Annotated in this window: 14 protein-coding genes and 1 pseudogene; 5 read left to right on the forward strand and 10 right to left on the reverse strand. The window is 66.7% G+C overall.

Annotation, left to right across the window (positions count from 1 at the left end; translation table 11 throughout):
- Positions 1–16 precede the first annotated feature (16 nt).
- Positions 17–487, forward strand: coding sequence for a BLUF domain-containing protein (locus AC1RNC_RS22825; protein WP_062097757.1), 471 nt, complete (start codon positions 17–19; stop codon positions 485–487).
- A gap of 64 nt (positions 488–551) precedes the next feature.
- Here AC1RNC_RS22825 and AC1RNC_RS22830 read toward each other — a convergent pair.
- Positions 552–771: pseudogene (locus tag AC1RNC_RS22830) on the reverse strand (transposase); the annotation flags it as partial.
- A 39-nt stretch (positions 772–810) separates the two neighbouring features.
- On the opposite strand from AC1RNC_RS22830, the gene AC1RNC_RS22835 reads away from it, so the two are divergent.
- The gene (locus AC1RNC_RS22835) at positions 811–1095 is read left to right on the forward strand and encodes a DNA methyltransferase (protein WP_062097755.1); all 285 of its coding nucleotides are present in this window, start codon (positions 811–813) and stop codon (positions 1093–1095) included.
- Between the two features lie 460 nt (positions 1096–1555).
- Here the strand turns inward: AC1RNC_RS22835 and AC1RNC_RS22840 are convergent, their stop codons facing one another.
- Both AC1RNC_RS22840 and AC1RNC_RS22845 read right to left on the reverse strand, forming a co-directional pair.
- A complete protein-coding gene (locus AC1RNC_RS22840) occupies positions 1556–2035 on the reverse strand; it encodes a hypothetical protein (protein WP_062097751.1) in 480 nt (159 codons plus the stop codon).
- Between the two features lie 487 nt (positions 2036–2522).
- A complete protein-coding gene (locus AC1RNC_RS22845; protein WP_143324475.1) occupies positions 2523–2912 on the reverse strand; it encodes a hypothetical protein in 390 nt (129 codons plus the stop codon).
- A 192-nt stretch (positions 2913–3104) separates the two neighbouring features.
- On the opposite strand from AC1RNC_RS22845, the gene AC1RNC_RS22850 reads away from it, so the two are divergent.
- Positions 3105–4049 carry a LysR family transcriptional regulator gene (locus AC1RNC_RS22850; protein WP_099582488.1) on the forward strand — a complete coding sequence of 315 codons (945 nt, stop codon included), beginning with the start codon at positions 3105–3107 and terminating at the stop codon, positions 4047–4049.
- Between the two features lie 188 nt (positions 4050–4237).
- Here AC1RNC_RS22850 and AC1RNC_RS22855 read toward each other — a convergent pair whose 3' ends face one another.
- On the reverse strand, positions 4238–5743 hold the full coding sequence (locus tag AC1RNC_RS22855; protein WP_099582487.1) for a tryptophan halogenase family protein: 1506 nt from the start codon (positions 5741–5743) through the stop codon (positions 4238–4240).
- Positions 5744–5807: 64 nt separating this feature from the next.
- On the reverse strand, positions 5808–8843 hold the full coding sequence (locus AC1RNC_RS22860) for a TonB-dependent receptor (protein ID WP_492888350.1): 3036 nt from the start codon (positions 8841–8843) through the stop codon (positions 5808–5810).
- A gap of 310 nt (positions 8844–9153) precedes the next feature.
- On the opposite strand from AC1RNC_RS22860, the gene AC1RNC_RS22865 reads away from it, so the two are divergent.
- Positions 9154–10488, forward strand: coding sequence for a sugar porter family MFS transporter (locus tag AC1RNC_RS22865; RefSeq protein ID WP_492888351.1), 1335 nt, complete (start codon positions 9154–9156; stop codon positions 10486–10488).
- A gap of 69 nt (positions 10489–10557) precedes the next feature.
- Entirely contained in the window at positions 10558–11766 is a 1209-nt protein-coding gene (locus AC1RNC_RS22870; protein WP_099582603.1) for an ROK family transcriptional regulator, read from the forward strand.
- On the opposite strand, the gene AC1RNC_RS22875 is transcribed toward AC1RNC_RS22870, so the two are convergent.
- From AC1RNC_RS22875 to AC1RNC_RS22895, 5 genes are all read right to left on the reverse strand, one after another.
- Positions 11763–12542 (reverse strand): SGNH/GDSL hydrolase family protein, encoded by a 780-nt coding sequence (locus tag AC1RNC_RS22875; RefSeq protein WP_492888352.1) that lies wholly within the window; start codon positions 12540–12542, stop codon positions 11763–11765. The genes AC1RNC_RS22870 and AC1RNC_RS22875 overlap by 4 nt on opposite strands.
- Positions 12539–15973, reverse strand: coding sequence for a glycosyl hydrolase 2 galactose-binding domain-containing protein (locus AC1RNC_RS22880; RefSeq protein WP_492888353.1), 3435 nt, complete (start codon positions 15971–15973; stop codon positions 12539–12541). The genes AC1RNC_RS22875 and AC1RNC_RS22880 overlap by 4 nt, the downstream gene beginning before the upstream one ends.
- A 52-nt stretch (positions 15974–16025) precedes the next feature.
- A complete protein-coding gene (locus AC1RNC_RS22885; RefSeq protein WP_492888360.1) occupies positions 16026–17516 on the reverse strand; it encodes a carboxylesterase/lipase family protein in 1491 nt (496 codons plus the stop codon).
- Entirely contained in the window at positions 17513–18682 is a 1170-nt protein-coding gene (locus AC1RNC_RS22890; RefSeq protein WP_492888354.1) for an AGE family epimerase/isomerase, read from the reverse strand. Before AC1RNC_RS22890 ends, AC1RNC_RS22885 begins: the two co-directional genes overlap by 4 nt.
- Positions 18666–19367, reverse strand: a 702-nt coding sequence (locus AC1RNC_RS22895) for an ROK family protein (protein WP_492888355.1), incomplete at its 5' end; no start/stop codon positions are given. The genes AC1RNC_RS22895 and AC1RNC_RS22890, both read right to left, overlap by 17 nt.

Genomic DNA, 19367 nt, shown 5'->3' on the forward strand with positions numbered 1-19367 from the left:
CCCGGGGGATGAGAAATTGGTTCAGACGCCCATCTTCCGACTGCTCTATGTCAGCACGGCGAGTGCATCGGCGGCGGTGGCGCTGCATGAAACCATGCGCGCCATTCTCCTGGTATCGGACGCCAATAATCGCCGGGATGGCATCACCGGCTTCCTGCTTTCCGACGGCTATGTGTTTGTCCAGGTCCTGGAAGGACCTGAGAGGAACGTCCAAGCGTGTTTTTCGCGCATTTGCGCGGATGATCGAAACCGGACGCCCGAAGTCCGTGACGCCGGTCCAGCGACCGAAAGGCTCTTTCCACAATGGTCGATGTGCGGCTTGAATCTGAGCGGTCGAGACAACCTGCTGCTTCGACCTGGCAATATCGGCTTTGACCTACTGGGCGCTGCACCGGGCGCGCTGCTGCAGCATCTGCAGACGCTGGTCCACTATCACGGCCCCGCTCTCATACAGGCTCACGCGCCCTTGATGAGGGCGTCTGTGTGACCGTGCTGCTTCCGCGCCACCCAGCCCGGCTCAAGATCGACTCCAGGCGCGATGCAGTTCCCTAGCCGTCGCCCATTTTGCTGATCCCCGCCCTGCCGCTCCTTGCCGCCGCTGCTGTGAGCGCGAGGCGTGAGGCCGAGCCAGGCCGCGAACTGGCGCCCAGAGCGGAAGAGTGCGGGGTCGGGTGCACTGGCGGCCATGGCGCTGGCGGTGATCGGCCCGATGCCCGGGATTGTGGCGAGCCGCCGGCTGTTCGCATCCTGCCGATGCCAAGCCAGGATCCGATGTTCCAGGCGCTCGATCTCCGCGCGTAGCGTCTCCAGTTGATCGAACGCCAGGAAGTGATCCTTGATCCGGCCTGTGGCTCGGGGGTCTTCCTAGTTGAAGCCTATAAGCGGCTGATCCTTCATTGGCGCAGCCGCAACGACTGGCGAAAGATCAACGTCACCGTACTCAAGCAGCTGCTCGAGCATATCCGCGGCGTCGACCTGGAACAGGGGGCGATCGAGCTCGCGGCCTTCAGCCTGTGCCTGGCTTTGTGCGATGCGCTTCAGCCCGAGGAGAACGGCTTGCCCATCGCGTCGTTCGCGCCGAGAGCAAGGGCGTAGTCGAGCCCCTGTCCGCTCGGGAGATTTTTCGAGCCGCCGGAAAAAGGCTTGATGCTCTCCATGATGGTCGAAATGCCCTCCTCACTGGCATGAATAGATCCACGATGGCGAGTTCGAACGATTTCGTTCGCAGGATTCCGTCGCGGACCTCTTCGCACTCGAAGTCAACCGCTTCGGCCTGACTTTGTTCGGCCTGTGCGCGCGCGGCCTCCGGCCGCCGGCGATCATTGTCGAGCGTTTCGAGATAGATCGAGATCGCGAAGTCTATCTCGAGTAAAACGGATTTCACGAGCGCGGTTATCGCTTCGCTCATCTCCGCCTCGCCCCTTGCGAAACATCTTGCCTGGCCACACCGGCTGCACGACGCCCCGCAGCAGATGATCAGCCACGACCGCGTAGCCATACTAACGCGTATCGGCCTGAGCGGACTTGCCTGCTCACGCCCGAGCGGCGTCGTCGCCTAGTGACGTGTTGAGCCAAGCCCGGCAATTTGCGCGGCGACCGTTCTAGCGGCCTCTTGGGCCACGAGAACAATGCGTTCGCCAGCGCCTCGAGACTTCATCCGTTCGGCCCCCGGCGCAAAGTTCAATCGCCAGGTCACCGAGCGCTCAGCGCCGGGTGCTCCAAGATCACGAATTGAGAGCTGAAGGTTGCCCTCTCTAAGGACGGGAATGATCAGCGGCAGGGCAAAAGCCGCGTCGGAATAGCCATCAGGCGTCTCGAATGGAAAGACCTGCTCAAGTCCCTCGCACACAACGGCCAGGGCGCCCGACGTCGCCGTTTGGTCGAGATCCAACTGGACCGTGAGCCAGCATTCGATGAGGCCGGGTCGACTGCCCGCATAGATGTCAGCGCCAAGAATGCCGATATAGGCTGAAGAGCCATCGGGGCGGTGCTCGACCTTGGAGCAAAGGAGTGCAGAGCGCAGACCGGTGATCATCGAACGGCGACGCTATTCGATTTACTACTGGAAGCAAGCAGGCTTGAGATCGTTTGCCTCTTAAGGGTTCTCGTTCGGTTCGCGCTCCTCTCCGAGTTGGCAGCGCTCCGGCGCATCACCAGCGGACTCTTCCCTCGCCTTTGGTGGCGGGCACTTCTCCATTTTGGGGCGCGACCAGGCGAGCTATGCGTTGTCGCCGGCCTCGTCGATGAAGAGCGCTAGTGAAAGCGGCGCGTCGAACAGGGGTCGTCGAGGTGCAAACGATAGAAGGTTCTGGGCGGCTCGCTCTTGGTGGCCATCTCCCAGGCGTCGCCTATTTCGTCCCGCGCCGGGGTCGAGGTCGGGGCCGGCTGGAGCGGCACCGGGAAGGCCCCCGAGCCCCCCAGTCAGCCTGAACCTGAGCCATCCCGACATCGGTTCGCGCGCTTACAAGCGTCACTCCCGGCCGCGCCGCCGGCTAGGACTGCGGCGACGTCTTCACCTTGATCTAGAACGCCGAAGGACTGAGCGGCCTCTCCCCCGGACGCGCGACAAAACCCCCGCGTCCGGCGACGCGGGGCGAGGCGTGGGACCAAGGGTTCGGGGCGGGCCACGGCCCGCCCCTCCCCTCATTCGGCCGCCAGGATGGCAGGGTTGGGATCGCAGTCAGGGCCACGTCGGGGATCTGGCCGACCTGCGCCGGAGGCCTCACGCGGCGCAGCGCGCAGCCTTGGGCCGGTCGTTGATCCCCTTCCAGGAAGTCGCGCAGGATCGCCTTCTGCGTCTTGACCTTCTCGCCGACGTTACCGTCGGCGACCTTCTTGCCGCCGAGCTCGGCCAGCATGGCGTTGATCGCATCGGCCTTGGAGACGGCTTGCCATTCTGAATACCACAACACATTCTGATATCGATCGGATCACGAAGGCGTTCGGGGGAGCATCGGAATGACCGAACCGTCATCGGCGTCGACGACGCCAAGCCCGGGCGGAGACTTTGCGACGCCCGAGGGCCCATCGCCGGTTCCCCCCGCGCTCGCCCTGGTTCACCCAGGAAGAGTCGATCTTCTATCCCCTCGGCCGATAGCGGCGCCATGAACGCCGTGAATTTCAGAACCGCTGACCTCAATCTCTTCCGGGTGTTCGTCACCTTACTGGAAGAAAAGAACGCCACGCGCGCCGGCGAGCGCCTGGGTCTTTCGCAATCAGCGATCAGTCACGCGCTGCGGCGCCTGCGCGCTATGGTGGGCGATGATCTCTTCATCCGCGGCCAAACGGGCCTCCGACCGACCCCGCGCGCCTTGGAGATCGCCGAAACCGCCCGCACGGCGCTGGAGCTGCTGGAAACCGCCGTCAACACACAGCGGTTCGACCCCGCCGTCGATCATCACGTCTTCACCATCGCGGCGGGAACCTACATCTCGTATGTGCTGGGCCCGATGATCGCCGAACGCGTGATCACCACCGCGCCCCATGTGGAGATTCATTTCCGCAACCTCTATGCGGGCATGACCGAGGACCTCGACACGGGCAGTCTGGACATGGTGATCGGCTGTTTCGAGGCCATTCCCGGACGATTCAGCTACGCCCAGTTGTTCGAGGAAAGCGGTGCCTGGGTCATGCGCGAGGGTCACCCGGCCGCCGCCGCCGGTCTCGATTACGAAACCCTGGCCCATCTCCCGCGCGTTGGGGTGACCGGCGGCAATGACGATCCGGATCGGACCTCATCGGGGCACCTGGGCCTGCGGCGGCTTACGTCCTGGGGCGAACAGTACGCTTTGGGAGAAAAGCCCTATCAGCCGTTCTCGACCCAGGACGCGTTCAGCGCCTTGAACATCGTCAGCCACTCGGACATGGTCTGCATCCTGCCTCGCCGCCTGGCCCAGACGAGCGTCAAACGCGGCAGGCTGGTGATGATCGAGCCTCCCAACGCGCCGCCGCCAACCCCGTTTGGAGCGGTCATGCGCGCCAGCGACGGACCGGCCTCTCCCAACGGCTGGCTTCTGGAGATTTGTCGCGCGGCGGCGACGCGCCTCTAGCCGCCTGGCCAGGAGAGGTCTCGCGCTGTCGGTCTCTCTGCAGGACAGACGGGCGCCTATCCGGCGTCGCCATTCCGCCTTCAAGGCCCGTTTTGCCCAAACGCGGCACGAGGTCCGCCCCCGGTCTAACGCACCGTCCGGGGCTTCGTCGCCACAATCATCAGGTCGCCGCGGCAGGCAGGCCGCGGCTAGGCCTTTAGACTCGATAGGAAGGCCTCGTGAGACATGGCCAAGGCTCGGGCCCGCGTGATCGCCGCGCGCATTCGGCTAAAAGCGCTATCCAGTTCGGGCTTAGTGAAGTAGTCCGCCATCGGATCATAGGCTCGCGGCGTGATCTCGAAGCCAGCGTACATCGACAGCCAGCTGGGATCGTGGAACGACTCCCACTCATAGCGAACCATGGTCCCACGGCTGGCGAACATCCGCATCTTGTGGACCAGGGGCTCGGGCAGGGTCACCTGACGCACCTGGTCCCACATCGCCTCGCCCTCGCGGCGGTTGGCGAAATAGTGCAACAGCAGAAAGTCCCGGATCCGTTCGTACTCGAGAGTGGTGATGCGATTGTATTCGTCGGCCAGAGCAGGGTCGAAGTCCAGGGTCGGGAACAACGCGCCCAGCCGCTCCACGCCGCTCTGGACGAGCACGATGCTGGTCGATTCCAGCGGCTCCATGAACCCGGCGGCCAGGCCCAAAGCGATGCAGTTCTTCTCCCAGAAACGATGGCGGTGTCCGGTCTGGAAGCGCAGCAGGTTGGGCTCGGCCAAGGCCCGTCCTTCCAGCCGCGAGATCAGGGTCGCCGTCGCCTCGTCGTCCGAGATATGCCGGCTGGAGTAGACATAGCCGTTGCCGACCCGGTGCTGCAGAGGGATCCGCCACTGCCACCCGGCCGCCAGGGCCGTGCTGCGAGTATAGGGCGTCAGCGGACCGTCGCGCTCGCAGGGCATGGCCACGGCGCGGTCGCACGGCAGCAGATGAGTCCAATCCTCGTAGCCGACGCCAAGCTGTTGGCCCAGCAGCAGGCTGCGAAAGCCCGAACAGTCGATGAACAGGTCCGCCTCCAGAACCCGGCCCTCCTTCAGCGTCACGCCGGTCAGGAAGCCCGTCTCGGGGTGTTTGGACACCTCGACCACCGTGCCATCGACATGGGTGACGCCCAGCTCGGACGTCGCCTTGCGTCGCAGGAACTGTGCATAGAGGCCCGCGTCGAAATGGACCGCCCAGTTGAAGACGCCCAGATCGTTGGGCGGCGAGACCGGCGGGTCCATCATCTGGTTGGCCATCGCCAGCTGGGTGCACAGGCTGTAGGCGGCCAGCGGAGTCGCGTCGCCCTCGGCGCGGCGCTTGAGCCAGAACTGGTGGAACGCCACCCCGCGTGAGGGCATGCCGTAGAGGCCGAAGGGGTGGAAGAAGCTGTCGCCTTCCCGCTTCCAGTCGCGAAACTCGATCCCCAGCTTCACGGTGCCCTGGGTGGCGGCCATGACCTCGGCTTCGGTCACGCCGATATCGCGGAAATAGTCGCGGATCGCCGGCACGGTGGCTTCGCCGACTCCGACGGTGCGGATGTCGGGCGACTCCACGACGGTGATCTGGATGTTCTGCCGCGCCAGCCGGCCGGCGAGCCAGGTCGCGGCCATCCAGCCGGCCGTGCCGCCGCCGACGATCAGGAGCGAACGGACAGGGTTGGTTTGCGCCATCTGGTCCCACGAAAAAGATGCGGCCTGCCCGCAGGATGGGGCAGGCCGCAGGGGGAGGGCTAGATCAATATTTGAAGCGGACGCCAGCCACGTAGCGGGCTTCGAATACGTTGTTGTAGGCGTGCTCGTCCTTCCAGGTGAGGTAGTACTTCTCGTACTCGCTGGTCAGGTTGGTGCCCTGGACGTAGACGGTCAGGTTCGGCCTAACGTCATAGCTGACCGAAGCGTCGAGATATTCAGTCGGCGCCTGGTACATCTCCAATCCCGAGATGCCGCCAAAGTCCTGGGAGACCGCGCGCTTGGAGCGGTAGTTCCAGGCGATCCGGGCCTGCAGCTTGGAGTCCTGGTAGTACGCGGCGATATTGGCCTGGTACTTGGAGTTATCCTGGAACGGGATCGAGGCTCCGGCCAGGTCGGTCTTGCCCGACTTCGACGGCGAGTAGGTGAAGTTGGTGTCGACGCCGAGGTTCGACAGCATCGACGGCATGAACTCCAGATCGCTGAAGGCCAGCTTGGCGCCGCCTTCCAGACCCTTGAGCGTGCCGCCTTCGCCCTGAACCTGCGTGCTGATCGAGACGCTGCGGTTACGCACTACCCCGTCGTTGTCGGGCAGGTCGGTGCGGGTGATCGCCCCGTTCTGGATGAAGCTGTCGACCTTGATGTAGAAGGCGCCCACGCTCAGCAGGCTGCCGCGACCCAGATAGTATTCCAGCGAGCCTTCGAAGTTCTTGGAGCGCCAAGGATCCAGCTGCGGGTTGCCGTTCTGGCTGCCGCCGGTCACCCGGAACACCGGCGAGCCGGGGTTGGAGGTGTCGATGGCGTAGGTCGGGTTCAGCCCCCCGCCCCACTGATTGAGATCCAGCAGCGTCATGGTCTTGGAGGCCGCGACGCGGAACTTCAGGTTCTCGGCCAGATCGAAAGCAACATTGATCGCCGGCAGCACGTCGGTGAAGTCGCGCTTGGTCTGGATGCTGCCGCCCAGCAGGTTGGCCACGCCGTAGGGGCGTGGGCTGCCAGTGACGTACTGGGTGATGTCCAGCTTGGTCTGGATGACCTTGACGCCGGCATTGCCGTTGAAGCTCAGGCCGAAGAGCTCGCCCTTCAGGTCGCCCTGGACGTAACCCGAGGTCTGCTTGACCCCGACATTGAACGAGGCGCCGGGGTTCATCACCTCGACATTGCCCGGGTAGTAGTTGTTCTGGAACGCCAGGGCGTTGTCCATGGCCGCGGGATCCAGGACGTACATCGACGGCACACCGGCCACGCCCGGGTTGAACAGCTTGACCTGGCCTTTCAAGGTCGGATCGTTGGCCTTGCGCGTCAGGCCGGCGGTATAGGCGCCCGCCGCGTTGCCGGCGCTGCAACTGGCGTCATTGAGCGGCACATCGAAGGCCTTCCACTTGACCAGACAGCCCGTGCCGTTGGAGGCGGCGCTGCCATAGAGCGGCGCGGCGCGATCGAACTCGAAATCATCGATCGAGCGCTCACTGTAGCGCACGCCGCCCGAGATCTTGAAGCTGTCGCTGAACTCGTACTTGCCATCGGCGCGGATGACCTTCAGGTCGCCCTCGCGGCGATAGTTGCCTTCCGACGACATGGTCTTGAGGGCGTAGTCATTGATGTCGCTCAGTTCGGTCAGCAGCTGGCCCGGCAGGGTGAAGACAGGCTTGCTGCCCGTAAAATCGACCTTGGCCGGCAAGGACGCCGCGCCCGCCAGGGTGTTGACCGTGTAGCCACCGGTGTTGAACGGGCGGTCGCCGCCTAGCGAGGCGGGATAGTGCCCGATGCCGCCCGGCTGCCACTGCGCCCCGTTCGACAGGCTGAACTGCAGATAGCTCTGGTCGTAGTACTGGTGGGCCTTGCCGTAGATGCCGCGCACCGAGCCGGTGAACTTGCCGCCGTTGTCGTACTTCAGTTCCAGATTGTAGTTCTGCGACTGGGACTGGTAGCGGTCGTTCTGGGCGTAGGAGTCGAAATTGCCCAGGTCATAGTTGTAAACCTGGGTGGTGTTGACGTGGTAGCCGCCCACGACCGCGCCGGTGTCACGCGACTTGCCCGGCGTGAACTCGGCGGCCTGCCAGTTGACGTCCTGCATCTGGAAGCCGGCGGTGCGGTCGTGCTCGTCCTGCTTGGTGAAGAAGGCGTCGCCACTCAGTTCCAAGGCGTCGTTGAGCTTCCATTGGGCGGACGCATTGACGCCCAACCGCTTGCGCTCGTTGATCTTGTTCCAGCCGGTGAAGCCCTGCGGCACGATGAAGGCGTCGGTGGCGTCGCCGTCGCCATTGACGTCGCGCCCGCCCGCCACGGCGGTCCCGCGCGTCCGACCGGTAGGCGAGAACCCGCCCGACGAGGTGACGTCGGCCATGCCTTCGTTATGCAGGGTGGCGCCGTAGCCTTCTTGAATGCCGTTGTGGCTGTTGGACAGGCGGACATCCGAATAGGCGGCCGACAGCAAGGCGCCGAAGCGGTCGTTGCGGAAGGAGACCAGGCCGTTGACGTTGGGGTCGTACTTCTTGGTCTTGTCGCCGTAGGAGCCTTCGGCCGCGGCGGCGAAGGTCAGGCCTTCCTTCAGGTCGAAGGGACGGCGGGTGCGCAGGTTCACCGTACCGGTGATGCCGGCATTCAACTGATCGGCCGTCGTGGACTTGATGACGTCCGCGCCCGAGAACAGTTGCGAAGGAATGTCGTTGAAGTTGGGCTGCACAGTCGTGATCGATTGGGCGCCCAGATAGGTTTCGCCGTTCAGTAGAGTCGAGACCTGCGGCAGGCCACGAATGTTGATCGTCGAGCCTTCGCCGGCGCTGCGCAGGATCTGCACGCCCGGAATGCGCTGCAGCGAGTCGGAGATGGTGTTGTCGGGCAGCTTGCCAATGTCCTCGGCCGAGATCGCGTCCACCACCGAGGCGGCGTCGCGCTTGATGCTGACCGCGCGCTGTTGCGAAGCGCGAATGCCGGTGACGACCACCTCTTCAACCGTGGAATCGCTCTGGGCCTGAGCCGGCGCGGCGGCTTGCGCGTGAGCAAGGCTCGGCCCGGCGATTGCCACTCCCGAAACGGCGGCCATCAGCAGGCTACGCCGCGCATGTTTGAATCGAGTCACTTCCCCTGTCCTCCCTGACCTCGTGCATTCGAGGCGTATCTGGCGAGAACCGGTTCGAAGGGCGGCGTCCCTTTCAGGACCCACCAAGCCTCCTCCCCGGCAGCGGCTTTTGCCGTCTTCGGAAAGCACCATTATCCGGCCCCTTGCTCGGGTCAACTTAAATGATTTGTTTTTTCTTATTTTTGCATCACCTTCCCTTGGAGCCTCGTTATGCAGGGCTTGCTCATGCCGTCGCGCGATCCAAACTCGCACGAGACGGAAGAACAGAAGAAGTGGCGACGACACGCATCGCCCGAACCGGGAGGCCAGGATGGAAAGTTCGCCCGCCATGCGGCCCATGAGTCCCACGCTCGTCGGCGCGGTCGCCGCCGCGGCGCTGGCGGGGCTGTTGTTCGGCTTCGACACCGCCGTCATCGCCGGGGTGACCGGCGACATCAGTCGCGTCTATAGCCTGACGCCCGCCACCCTGGGGATCACCGTCTCCAGCGCGCTGTGGGGAACGCTGCTGGGCGCCATGGCGTCGGGCAAGCCGGGCGATCGCTACGGAAGCCGCGATGGCCTGCGCGCGATGGCCGTTCTCTATTTCATCTCCAGCATCGGGTGCGCGCTGGCCTGGTCCTGGCCCGTGCTGCTGACGGCGCGCTTCATCGGCGGCGTGGCGATCGGCGGGTCGTCGGTGCTCGCGCCCGTCTACATGGCTGAGATCGCGCCGGCCCGCCGCCGCGGAGCGCTAGTGGGCCTGTTTCAGGTCAACATCGTGGTCGGCATCCTGGTGGCCTATCTGAGCAACTTCTTGCTGGATCAGCTTGCCCTGGGTCTAAGCGCTTGGCGCTGGAAGCTGGCGGTCACCGCCCTCCCCGCCACTCTTCTGTGGCTGATGCTGGCGCGCGCCCCGCAAAGTCCGCGATGGCTGCGGGCGCAGGGACGGGATGAAGAGGCGCACGCGGCTCAAACGCGACTGGGCGGCGATCTGGATCCTTCGGAAGCCCCCAGCCCGCCCGGCGCGCGACTGAGCTGGCGCCTCTATCGCAAGCCTATCCTTCTGGCGGTGACCTTGGCGCTGTTCAACCAGCTGACCGGCATCAACGCCCTGCTCTATTATCTCAACGACATCTTCGCAGCGGCCGGCTTCGGACACGCCACCGCTGGGCTCCAAGCCGTGGCGATCGGCGCGACCAACCTGGTTTTCACCCTGTTAGCCATGAGCGCCATCGACCGTTTTGGGCGCAAGCGCCTGCTGCTGGTCGGCTCGGTCGGCATGGCCGTCTGCCTGGGCTTGGCGGCCTGGATCCTGGATGGCGGCCACCATTCGAGTTGGCTGCTCTACGTCCTGGTCGGCTTCATCGCCGCCTTCGCCTTCAGCCAGGGCGCGGTGATCTGGGTCTATATCAGCGAGATCTTCCCCACGCCCGTACGCGCCCGGGGACAGGCGCTGGGCGCCTCGACCCATTGGGTGGCCAACGCCCTGATCGCCGGCGCCTTTCCAACCGTCGCCGCCTGGAGGCCCGGCGCGCCGTTCGTCGGTTTCGCGGCGATGATGGTGCTGCAGATGGTCGTCGTCGCCCTGTTCTACCCCGAGACGATGGGGGCGAGATTGGAGAGCATCGCCAAGGCGCTCCACGCCGACAACGACCGATTGGCCTGACCGGTTTTGCTTCGGTCGTCACAGGTGCTATCGGGCAGTCTTCGAGAACGGGTTGGAGCAGTGCGCCACGTGGCAAGTCAGGACCCCGCCAAGACCGCGCACCGGGGCGCAAGCCTGTCGGGCACCAACCTCGAGCGGGCCGGCGACTACAACCAGCGCGTGGCGCTGCAGTCGATCCGGATCGGCGCGGCCAAGACCAAGCAGGAAGTCGCCGCGCTCACGGGCCTGACCGTGCCGGCGATCACCAACATCACCAATCGCCTGGTGGAAGACGGTCTCATTTTGGAAGCCGGCAAGCTGCACGGCGCCCGGGGCCAGCCGGCCATGACCTTCGCCATCAATCCCGACGGCTGCTTCTCGATCGGCCTGAATATTGACCGCGATCACATCACCATCGTGCTGCTCGACTTCGCCGGCCAGGTTCGGGGCCGGGTGAGCCAGGAAATCGCCTTCGCGAGCCCTGAGGATGTCGTGTTGTTCTTCGAGGACTCATGGAAGTCGCTTCTGAAGACAAAGGGGGTGCGGGCCGATCGCATCGTCGGGGTGGGCGTGGCGATTCCCGACGACATCGCCAACGTCGACCTGCCCCACCGTCCCGCCGCCTACGAGGCCTGGAACCGGGTGGACCTGCGCAAGCTGCTGTCGCGACGCCACGACCTGCCCGTGATCCTCGAGAACGACGCTGCGGCGGCCGCGTTTGGTGAGCTGCATTTCGGTCATGGCATGCAGAAGCCCAGCTTCTTCTACATGCTGATAAGTTCGGGCCTGGGCGGCGGGCTCGTGGTCGAAGGCGAGTATTTCCGCGGCGCCCAGGGGCGCAGCGGCGAACTGGGCTTTCTGCCCGTCAAATCCGAACGCACGTCCGCGGCCACCTTGCAGGACGCGGTCTCGCTGTCGGCCCTCAATGAGTTTCTCGGCGAGGCCTACGCGGTCGGCGACCCTGGACAGCTGGCGGATCTGCCCGTCGAGGCGCAAGACCGCATCGACGCCTGGATCGATCTAGCGGCCGATCTGCTTTACGATCCGCTGATCTCGATCAGCTGCCTGATCAATCCACAGGCCGTCTATATCGGCGGGCGCCTGCCCGAGGTCTTGATCGACAAGCTGGCCAAGGCGGTGACCCAGAAGCTCAGCGTTCGTCGCTCGATCCTGACCATGGCGCCGGTCTACCGCGCCGCCCTGGCGGCCGATGCGCCCGCCATGGGCGCAGCGATCCTGCCGATCATCAACCGCTTCCTGCCATCGCGCTCGGCGCTGCGCAACACCGATCAGGCCTAGGCGCGCACCGCGCGCAGGGCCTTCAGCGCCACCGGCTCCATCAACCCATAGCCCTCCATCGTCGGGTGGACCTGATCATAGGACAGGCCCGGTTTCATGCCGGCGTGACCGTCGTCGAGCGCGGCGGTGTAGTCGGCGAATCCGTGGCCCTGGCTTCGTGCGAAGCCCGCCAGCCAGGCGTTGAGGCGCGGGATCTCGACATCGGGCCGCAAAGCCGGACGCCAGGGATAGGTCGCCGCCGGCGTCACCGCCCCCAAGATCACCTTGACCCCATTGGCCTTGGCCAGGGCGGTCATGGCCCGAACGTTGTCGCAGGTCGCCACCGGATCGTAGGGCCCGGTGTTGCCGGCGATGTCGTTGGTTCCGGCCAGCAGGTGCACGGCCGCCGGCTTCAGGGCGATCACGTCGGGCCAGAACCGCGCCAGCATCTGGGCCGTGGTCTGGCCGCCGATCCCGCGCCCGATGAAGCCGTTGTCGGTGAAGAAGGCTGGATGCCTGTCGAACCAACCCTGGGTGATGGAGTCGCCCAAGAACACCACCCGCCGGCGCTCCGGCGGAAGGGCCGCATCGGCGAGGTTGGCCTGGCGATAGCGCGCCAGCCACGGCCAGTCGGTGTGCAGCCGCAGCTCCGCGGCGGCGGCGGCCGCCGTCGGAGCCGGCGCTGGGACTAGAGAAGAGGCCTGGGCGAACGCCCGTCCGCCCAGCGCCAGCCCCGACGCCACCAGTCCCGACGCCGTCAGCGCCGCCGCCAGCAGCCCTCGACGATCGGCCCTCATCGCACCTTCGCCGCGACCGGGATCACGTTCCAGCCTCGCAACTCGACCTTCGCGCCGGCCCTCGCCTCGCCCGGATAACGGATCTCCACCGTCCGGCGCTCACCTGGCAGCAGCGAGACATAGTTGTCGGCGTAGTAGGCCGGCAGAATCCTGGCGCCCTTGGCGTCCACCAGGGTCAGCTTGCCATTCAGGGCCGGGGCCGAACCGGTGTTGGCCAAGGTCACGGTGACCAGGGTCTCCGCGCCCGACTTGCCAGCCGCAGCGGCCAGCGACACCGGCTGGGCGGCCATGGCCGACAGCTTGCGCTCGCCCTCGGCGTCCTTGGCGGTCCAATAGAGGTTGCTGGACAGCGGCGCGCCGTCGGCGGCGGTCAGGTCCAGCCGCACCACCACCGCGCCCTGGGCGAGCGGTCCCGACAGGTCCAGCGTCTCACCCAAGGCGGTGCTGTTGGCGCCCGCGTCGATCCGCGAGGTCCGATCGGCCAGCAGCTTGCCGTCCAGGCCCAGAACCCGGGCCCGCAGGCTGGCGCCGATGATCGGCGTCAGGCCGTTGTTGACCAGGGCCAGGCGATGGTCCGGCTGACTCATCTGGACGTGAATGATCTCCGCCCCCTTCTGGGTTCCGTAGAACGCGGCATGGGTGTCGTAGTCGTGGCTGAGGATCTGCCACATGGTCGAGGGCCAGGCCGGCTGGGTCATCCACAGCAGGCGTCCCGACGACTTGGTCCACAGCTCCTGGTTCATGCCCTCGAAGATCGCCCGGTGCGTCTCGTAGTTCAGCAGTTGGGCCTTGCGCTCGAAGTCCTCGAGGCTGGTTGGCGCGCCCAGCTTGGCGGTCATGGCGTCCAGGAACGACTTGGTCGCGCCGTTCCCGGTCGGATGCCAGTCATGATAGGCCCAGCTGTCGCTGATCGGCCAGCGGTCGGGCGCGGGCACGGCGGCCTCGAAGGCCTCAAGCGTGGGGAACGACGGCGTGCCGACCTCGACCGAGAAGCCCTTGGCGTGGTCGGTGAAGTAGGTCTGCGGCTCCTTGTAGCTGTAAGGTCCGCTGTTTTGGAGGTTCACCCGGTTGGAGCTGCCGGTGTACCAGCGCGTGCCGTCCAGATCGTGGACCAGCTTTTCCAGGCCTTCATTGAGGATCGGCTGCGGCACGCCTTCGTTGCGGCCGAACCACAGAACGATCGAAGGGTGGTTGCGGTAGCGGCTGATCACGTCGGCCGCGTTGGCCAGGAACAGCGGGACGTCCTGGGCTTCGAGATTGTAGTCCTGGGTCGAGTCCCAAAAGTCGTTCAGCACCAAGAGGCCGTACTCGTCGGCCAGGTCGAAGAACGCGTCTTCGGTGTTCTGGCCCACCCAGTTGCGGATGATGTTGAGGTGGGCGTCCTTGTGCAGCCTGAAATAGGGCTCCAGGCGGGCCCGGTCGACGCGCTTGCGCCAGTCGTCGGTGCCCCAGTTGCCGCCCCGCGCGGCGATCTTCACGCCGTTGACCTTGATCACCAGATAGGGCGTCAGGCTGGCGTCGTCCGCGTCGCGGACCGCTGGCGAGGCGTCGCCCTGGGCCGTCAGCGAGGTCGCCCAGCCGTCAGCGACCTTGCGGATCCCCTCGTGACTGCCGTCGGTGATGTCTTGCCCCAACTGGCGGGCCTTGGAGAAGTCGACCTCCACGCGGCGCAGATGGCCCGACGGGCTCATCAGCGACAGATCGTAGGTGATCTGGCGAATGCCGAACCGGATCGTCTTCTGGTCCGAGGCCTGGCCATCGACGGCCACCGACAGCTTCAGGTCGTGCAGGGCCGGATCGCCGTAGCCATTGGGCCACCACAGCTTGGGATGGGCCACCGACAGCTGCGGGAACTCGGCCGGGCTCAAGACCACCGATCCGGCGCCCGGCGCCAGGGTGACGGTCTTGGAGACGTTGAAGCCGTCGAAGGCCGCCGTGACCGTGGCTTGCACTGGATGACCAGTCAGATTCTCGACCGGGGCGGTGATCTCGATATCGGCCTGACTATTGTCGGCCTTCGGAAGCGTGGTGACGACATGGGCGTCGCCCAGTCGCGCCTCGCCGCTGGCGGTCAGCACCACGTCTTGCCACAGGCCCGTGTTGCGATCGCGCACGCTGGGGATCCAGTCCCAGCCTTCGCTGGCGATGAACGTCGGGCCGTCCAGGGCCATCATGCCGCCGTTCTCGCCGACCCCGGCCGTCAGCGACTCCTCGTGGGCCAGGCCCGGATGCGGCGGCGGGGAGACCTTGACGGCCAGGGCGTTCTGGCCGGGCTTCAGCTTGCCGGTCACATCGAATTGGCCGCGAATGAAAGCGCCCTTCAGATCGCCCAGCTTCTCGCCATTCAGCCAGATTTCGGCGGCGTAGTTGACGCCCTTGAACGTCAGCAGCAGGCGCTTGCCCGCCGCGCTCGCCGGCGTCTCGAAGCTGCTGCGATACCAGTAGGCCTGCTTGTTCAGGCTCTCGGGGATCGCGGTGTTGTTCAGACCATAGTCCGGATCCGGATAGACGCCGCGATCCACCAGGGTCGTCAGCACCGTGCCCGGAACGGTGGCCGCGTACCAAGCCCTTGCGTCGTAGGTCGGCGTGGAGACCACCGCGCCGTCCTGGGCGACCTTGGGCGCCTCGACCAAGCTCCAGCGCTTGAGCGTCCAGGCGTCGGGGCCGTCGGCGACAAGGGCCGGCCCGGCATAAGCCGGCTTGGCGACCGGCGCGGAGATCGCGCCCTTGCCCTTGGGACGCGTCCAGGCCTCTTGGGGCGTCACCTGACCGTACATCTGGCGCACCTGCACCGGCCAGTTTGGGCTGCCGGACTCATAGACGGTCAACGGATCGGGTTTGCGCGCCGCCGCCGTCTTGATCTCAGACGCGGAAAGCGCCCGCCCCTCGGCCGCGAAATCGGCGATCCGGCCGGCGAAGGGCGAAAACCCCGCGACCTTGCGCGGCGCCAGGGCGATGATGGCCGGTGTCGCCGCAGCCGCGACGGGCGCCTCGCCGGCCGACGCGCCGTCGACATAGAGCGTGACCTTGGCGCCATCCGATACGGCGGCGACGAAACGCCAGTCGCCCGGTTTGATCGCGGCCTTGACGCTCAGCGGCTGACCGCCGGTCCAGACGCCGAACGCGCCGCCATCGACCGTCAGGAACCGACCGCCGGCCTCCGGGTCGCCCAGGCCGGCCACGAGGCTGGGCGCCGACACCGCCTCGGAAACCTGCACCCAACCATGGATCGACCAGGGCCCGCCCGCCGGGAGGATATCCCCCTCGGTCTTTCCGGCCAGCGGCCGCGATAGGCCGCCGCCGCCCGCCGGGAAATCGGCGTTGTAGGGTCCCCAGGCAGCTTGCGCCGCCGCGGCGACGGGCGCGGCCAGGGTCAGGGCGGTTGCGGCCAGCAGGGCGGTCTTAAAAAGGCGTTGGCGCAGGGTCGTCATGGTCTCTTTCCTCCGCGCGGCTTTGTCGCCGCTTTGTTGTTTGCCGTGAGCGTCACGGTCTTTGGATGTGCTCGCAAGCAGCGCTGGCCAAGCCTTGCCGGACGACCGGTCCGTTGGTCGTGAAGGCCAAGTAGCGCCCGGAGGCGCCATAGGCCGGCCACGACGGCAGGCCCGGGGTGCTGGGATCGCCGGTGCGCGCGAAGTTCAGCCAGTAGGCCTGCAGGGGCGGTCCCTCCGCGCCGTCGAGCACGTAGCGCAGCTCGGAACCATGGCTGACGTCCGCCGCGCCCGGCGCGGGAACTTCCAGTTCATAGCGCCAGACCTGCGCGCCCAAGGCGGTTCGCTGTGCGGCCACGAAGTTTCCGGGGCAGCGGAACATGCGATCGGTGGCGACCCGCAGGGCGATATCGCCGGCGACCGGATCGGGCGCCGGCGGCGTGGCCTGATCCAGACCGTAGACCTTCAGCAAGGCGTCGGCGTCCGGCCGGGTTCTGATCCAGGCGCGCGCACGCTCGGCGTCGGCGCCAAACAGCGCGATCTCCCGCGTGCTGTCGCCGACGATCATCGCCGCGGCCCCGCCCTCGGCCAACAGGACCTCCGGCGCGCGAGGCAACACCCTTCCGTCGACCACGGCCTGGGTCCAGATGAAGCTCTGGTCGTCGATCGGCGCGGTCAGACCCTTGGCCGCCCGCAGCAGGTCCGCGCCGGAGGTCCGGCGCAAGGCCGCCAGGCCCAAGGCGCCGGAAACCGCTCCGGTCACGCCCGCCCGGCGCGCCAGATCCACGCCGATGGCCTCGTTCTGCGCCAGGGTGCGCGGGGCGAAGCCAAAGCCCGGCGTGCCGCTCTCCAGGATTCCCCGCGCGAACAGGCCTTGCGCCTGCGGCGCCAACATCAGCAGGCCCACGTCCTGCGCTCCGGCCGAATGGCCAAACAGGGTGACGTTGTCCGGATCGCCGCCGAACGCCGCGATGTTGGTCCGAACCCAGTGCAGAGCCGCGATCAGGTCCATCAGCGCATAATTGCCCGACGCGCCGCCGCCTTCGGCGCTTAGCGCCGGGTGCGACAGAAAGCCGAAGACGCCTAGGCGATACTGTACGCTGACCACCACCACGCCCTGGCGCGCCAGGCGGGAGCGAACCACGCCGTCGCCCGATCCAGCCCAATTGGCGCCGCCATGGATCCAGACCATGACAGGACGCCGCGCCGTAGGATCGACGGCCGGCGTGGAGACGTCGAGATAGAGACAGTCCTCGCTGGAGCGCGCCGCGTCCTTGTCGTTCCAGCCCAAGGGGGCCTGCAGACAGGCTGGTCCGGGGGCGCTGGCGGCGCGTTCGCCCGTCCAGCGCAGGGGCTGGGGCGGACGCCAACGCAGGTCGCCGACCGGCGGTCGGGCGAACGGCACGCCGAGGAACAGGCTGGTTCCGCCCTCGCCCGTCACGCCGACCAGCGGACCCTCGGCGGTGACGACGTGCGGCGCGGCCTGGGCATGCGCCGCCAGGGGCGCGACCAGCACGGCCGCGACGGCCAGAATGGTCTCGGTCATGCGGCGCAACGGACGTCTCCCAAGGCCGCGCCCAGCACCTCGATCGCACAGACGATGTGATAGAAGGAACTGGCCGGCGCCGGACCGTTGGCCAGCGCGCCGTCGGCGGCCATGGTGTCGAACCAAAGGCCCCGCACCGGCGTGCGCAGATAGAGCTCCAAGCCCTCGACGGCGTCGGCGACGATATCCCACCACGGTCCGTCGGCTTGGGCGCTCGCCAGGGCCCAGGCTTTGATCCGCTCGGTCTGCGGCCAGAGCCTGGCCTGCGCGTCATGGATCGAGAAATCGTCCAGCAGGCCGTTCATCGCGACGTTACGGACCGGGTCAACCCCGAAATCCTCGGCGTTGGCGATCAGGCGCATGGCAGCGACCCGGGCGGCGAGCATCAGCGGATCGGTCTTGGCTAGGCGGCTCCAGCTCAGCAGCAGCCAGGCCCACTCGAACTGGTGCCCGGGCTCGACGATGCGCCCAGCCTCCCCCGGCGCTGGCCGCCAGGTCTCGTCGAAGAACTCCCGCAAGGCGCTGTTGACCGGCGCGATGAAGTGCTCCAGCGCCAAGCCGACGATCTGACGCGCCGTGCTGGACCACGCCGGATCCTCGCTCACAGCCATCCAGGCCAAGCAAGCTTCGAGCAGGTGCATGTGGGGGTTGGAGGCCAGCGGCAGCGATGGCGGCAGCGTCGTCTCGAACCCGCCGGGGCGCCCGAACTGGACGATGACCGCCCGCAGCAGAACCATCGCGGCTTGCTGGGCGTCTTCACCCAGCAGCGGCTTCAGGCTCGCCAGGGCCAAAAGCGCGAAAGCCTGATCGTAGAGAACCGCCGCTTCATCCAGCACCTGGCCGTCCGCCGCGACGAGGGTCCGGATCAGTCCGTCGGAGCGGATATAGCGGGTCGTGAAGGCCTGGAGGCCTCGGCGCAGCACCGACTCGTCGACCTCAGCGCCGAGCCGGCGCGCGGTCTGCAGTGCGTAGAGCTGCCGGGGCTGGACCCTGGCGCGGCGCGGCGCGTTGACCGCGACGCCGTCCGCGCCGAGGATTTCGTGAAAGGCGCCGCAGGCGTCGATCCCGGCCTTGCCCCACAGCGGGACGGCGGCCTCGGTCAGCCAGTCGAGCAGGCGGACATAGCCGGCCCGCGCGCGGGCCTGGGGATCAGGCTGCGACTTCATCGGCCCACGCGCCCAGATCCCACAGACGGGCCGCGCCGCGCACGCCCGACGAGTCCCCCCATTGGGCCTTGACGATCCGCGCCGACCATTGGTCCGAAAAGACCCGTGGTTCGATCAGTCCCGGGAGGCGCTCGTAGAGCATGTCGATATTGGACAGACCGCCGCCGAGCACGAAGACGTCAGGATCGAGAATATTGCAGATCACCGCCATGGCCCGGCCAAGGCGCTCGACCAGTCGGTCGAAGGCTGCGGAGGCCTCGGCGTCGCCCTGCCCCGCCGCGGCCAGGATCGCCTCGCCCGTCAGGTCGCGCCCGGTCCGCGCCTTGAAGTCGCGACGCAGACCCGAACCCGAGACCCAGGTTTCCAGGCAGCCATGCTGGCCGCACCAACAGGCCGGACCAGGAACTTCATCGGCCGTCGGCCAGGGCAGCGGAATATGGCCCCATTCGCCGCCGACGCCGTTGGCGCCTTCGACCAGTTTGCCGTCCACCACCAGGCCTCCGCCGCAGCCGGTGCCCAGGATGATCGCGAAGGTCGTCCGCGCGCCCTGCGCCGCGCCGTCCACCGCTTCGGACAGGGCCAGGCAGTTGGCGTCGTTGGCCAGGCGGATCGGCCGGCCCAGAGCCTCGGACAGGTCTTCCCTGAACCGGCGGCCGTTGAGATAGACGGCGTTGGCGTTGCGCAT

The sequence above is a fragment of the Caulobacter sp. GW822-FHT01G02 genome (assembly GCF_058802865.1).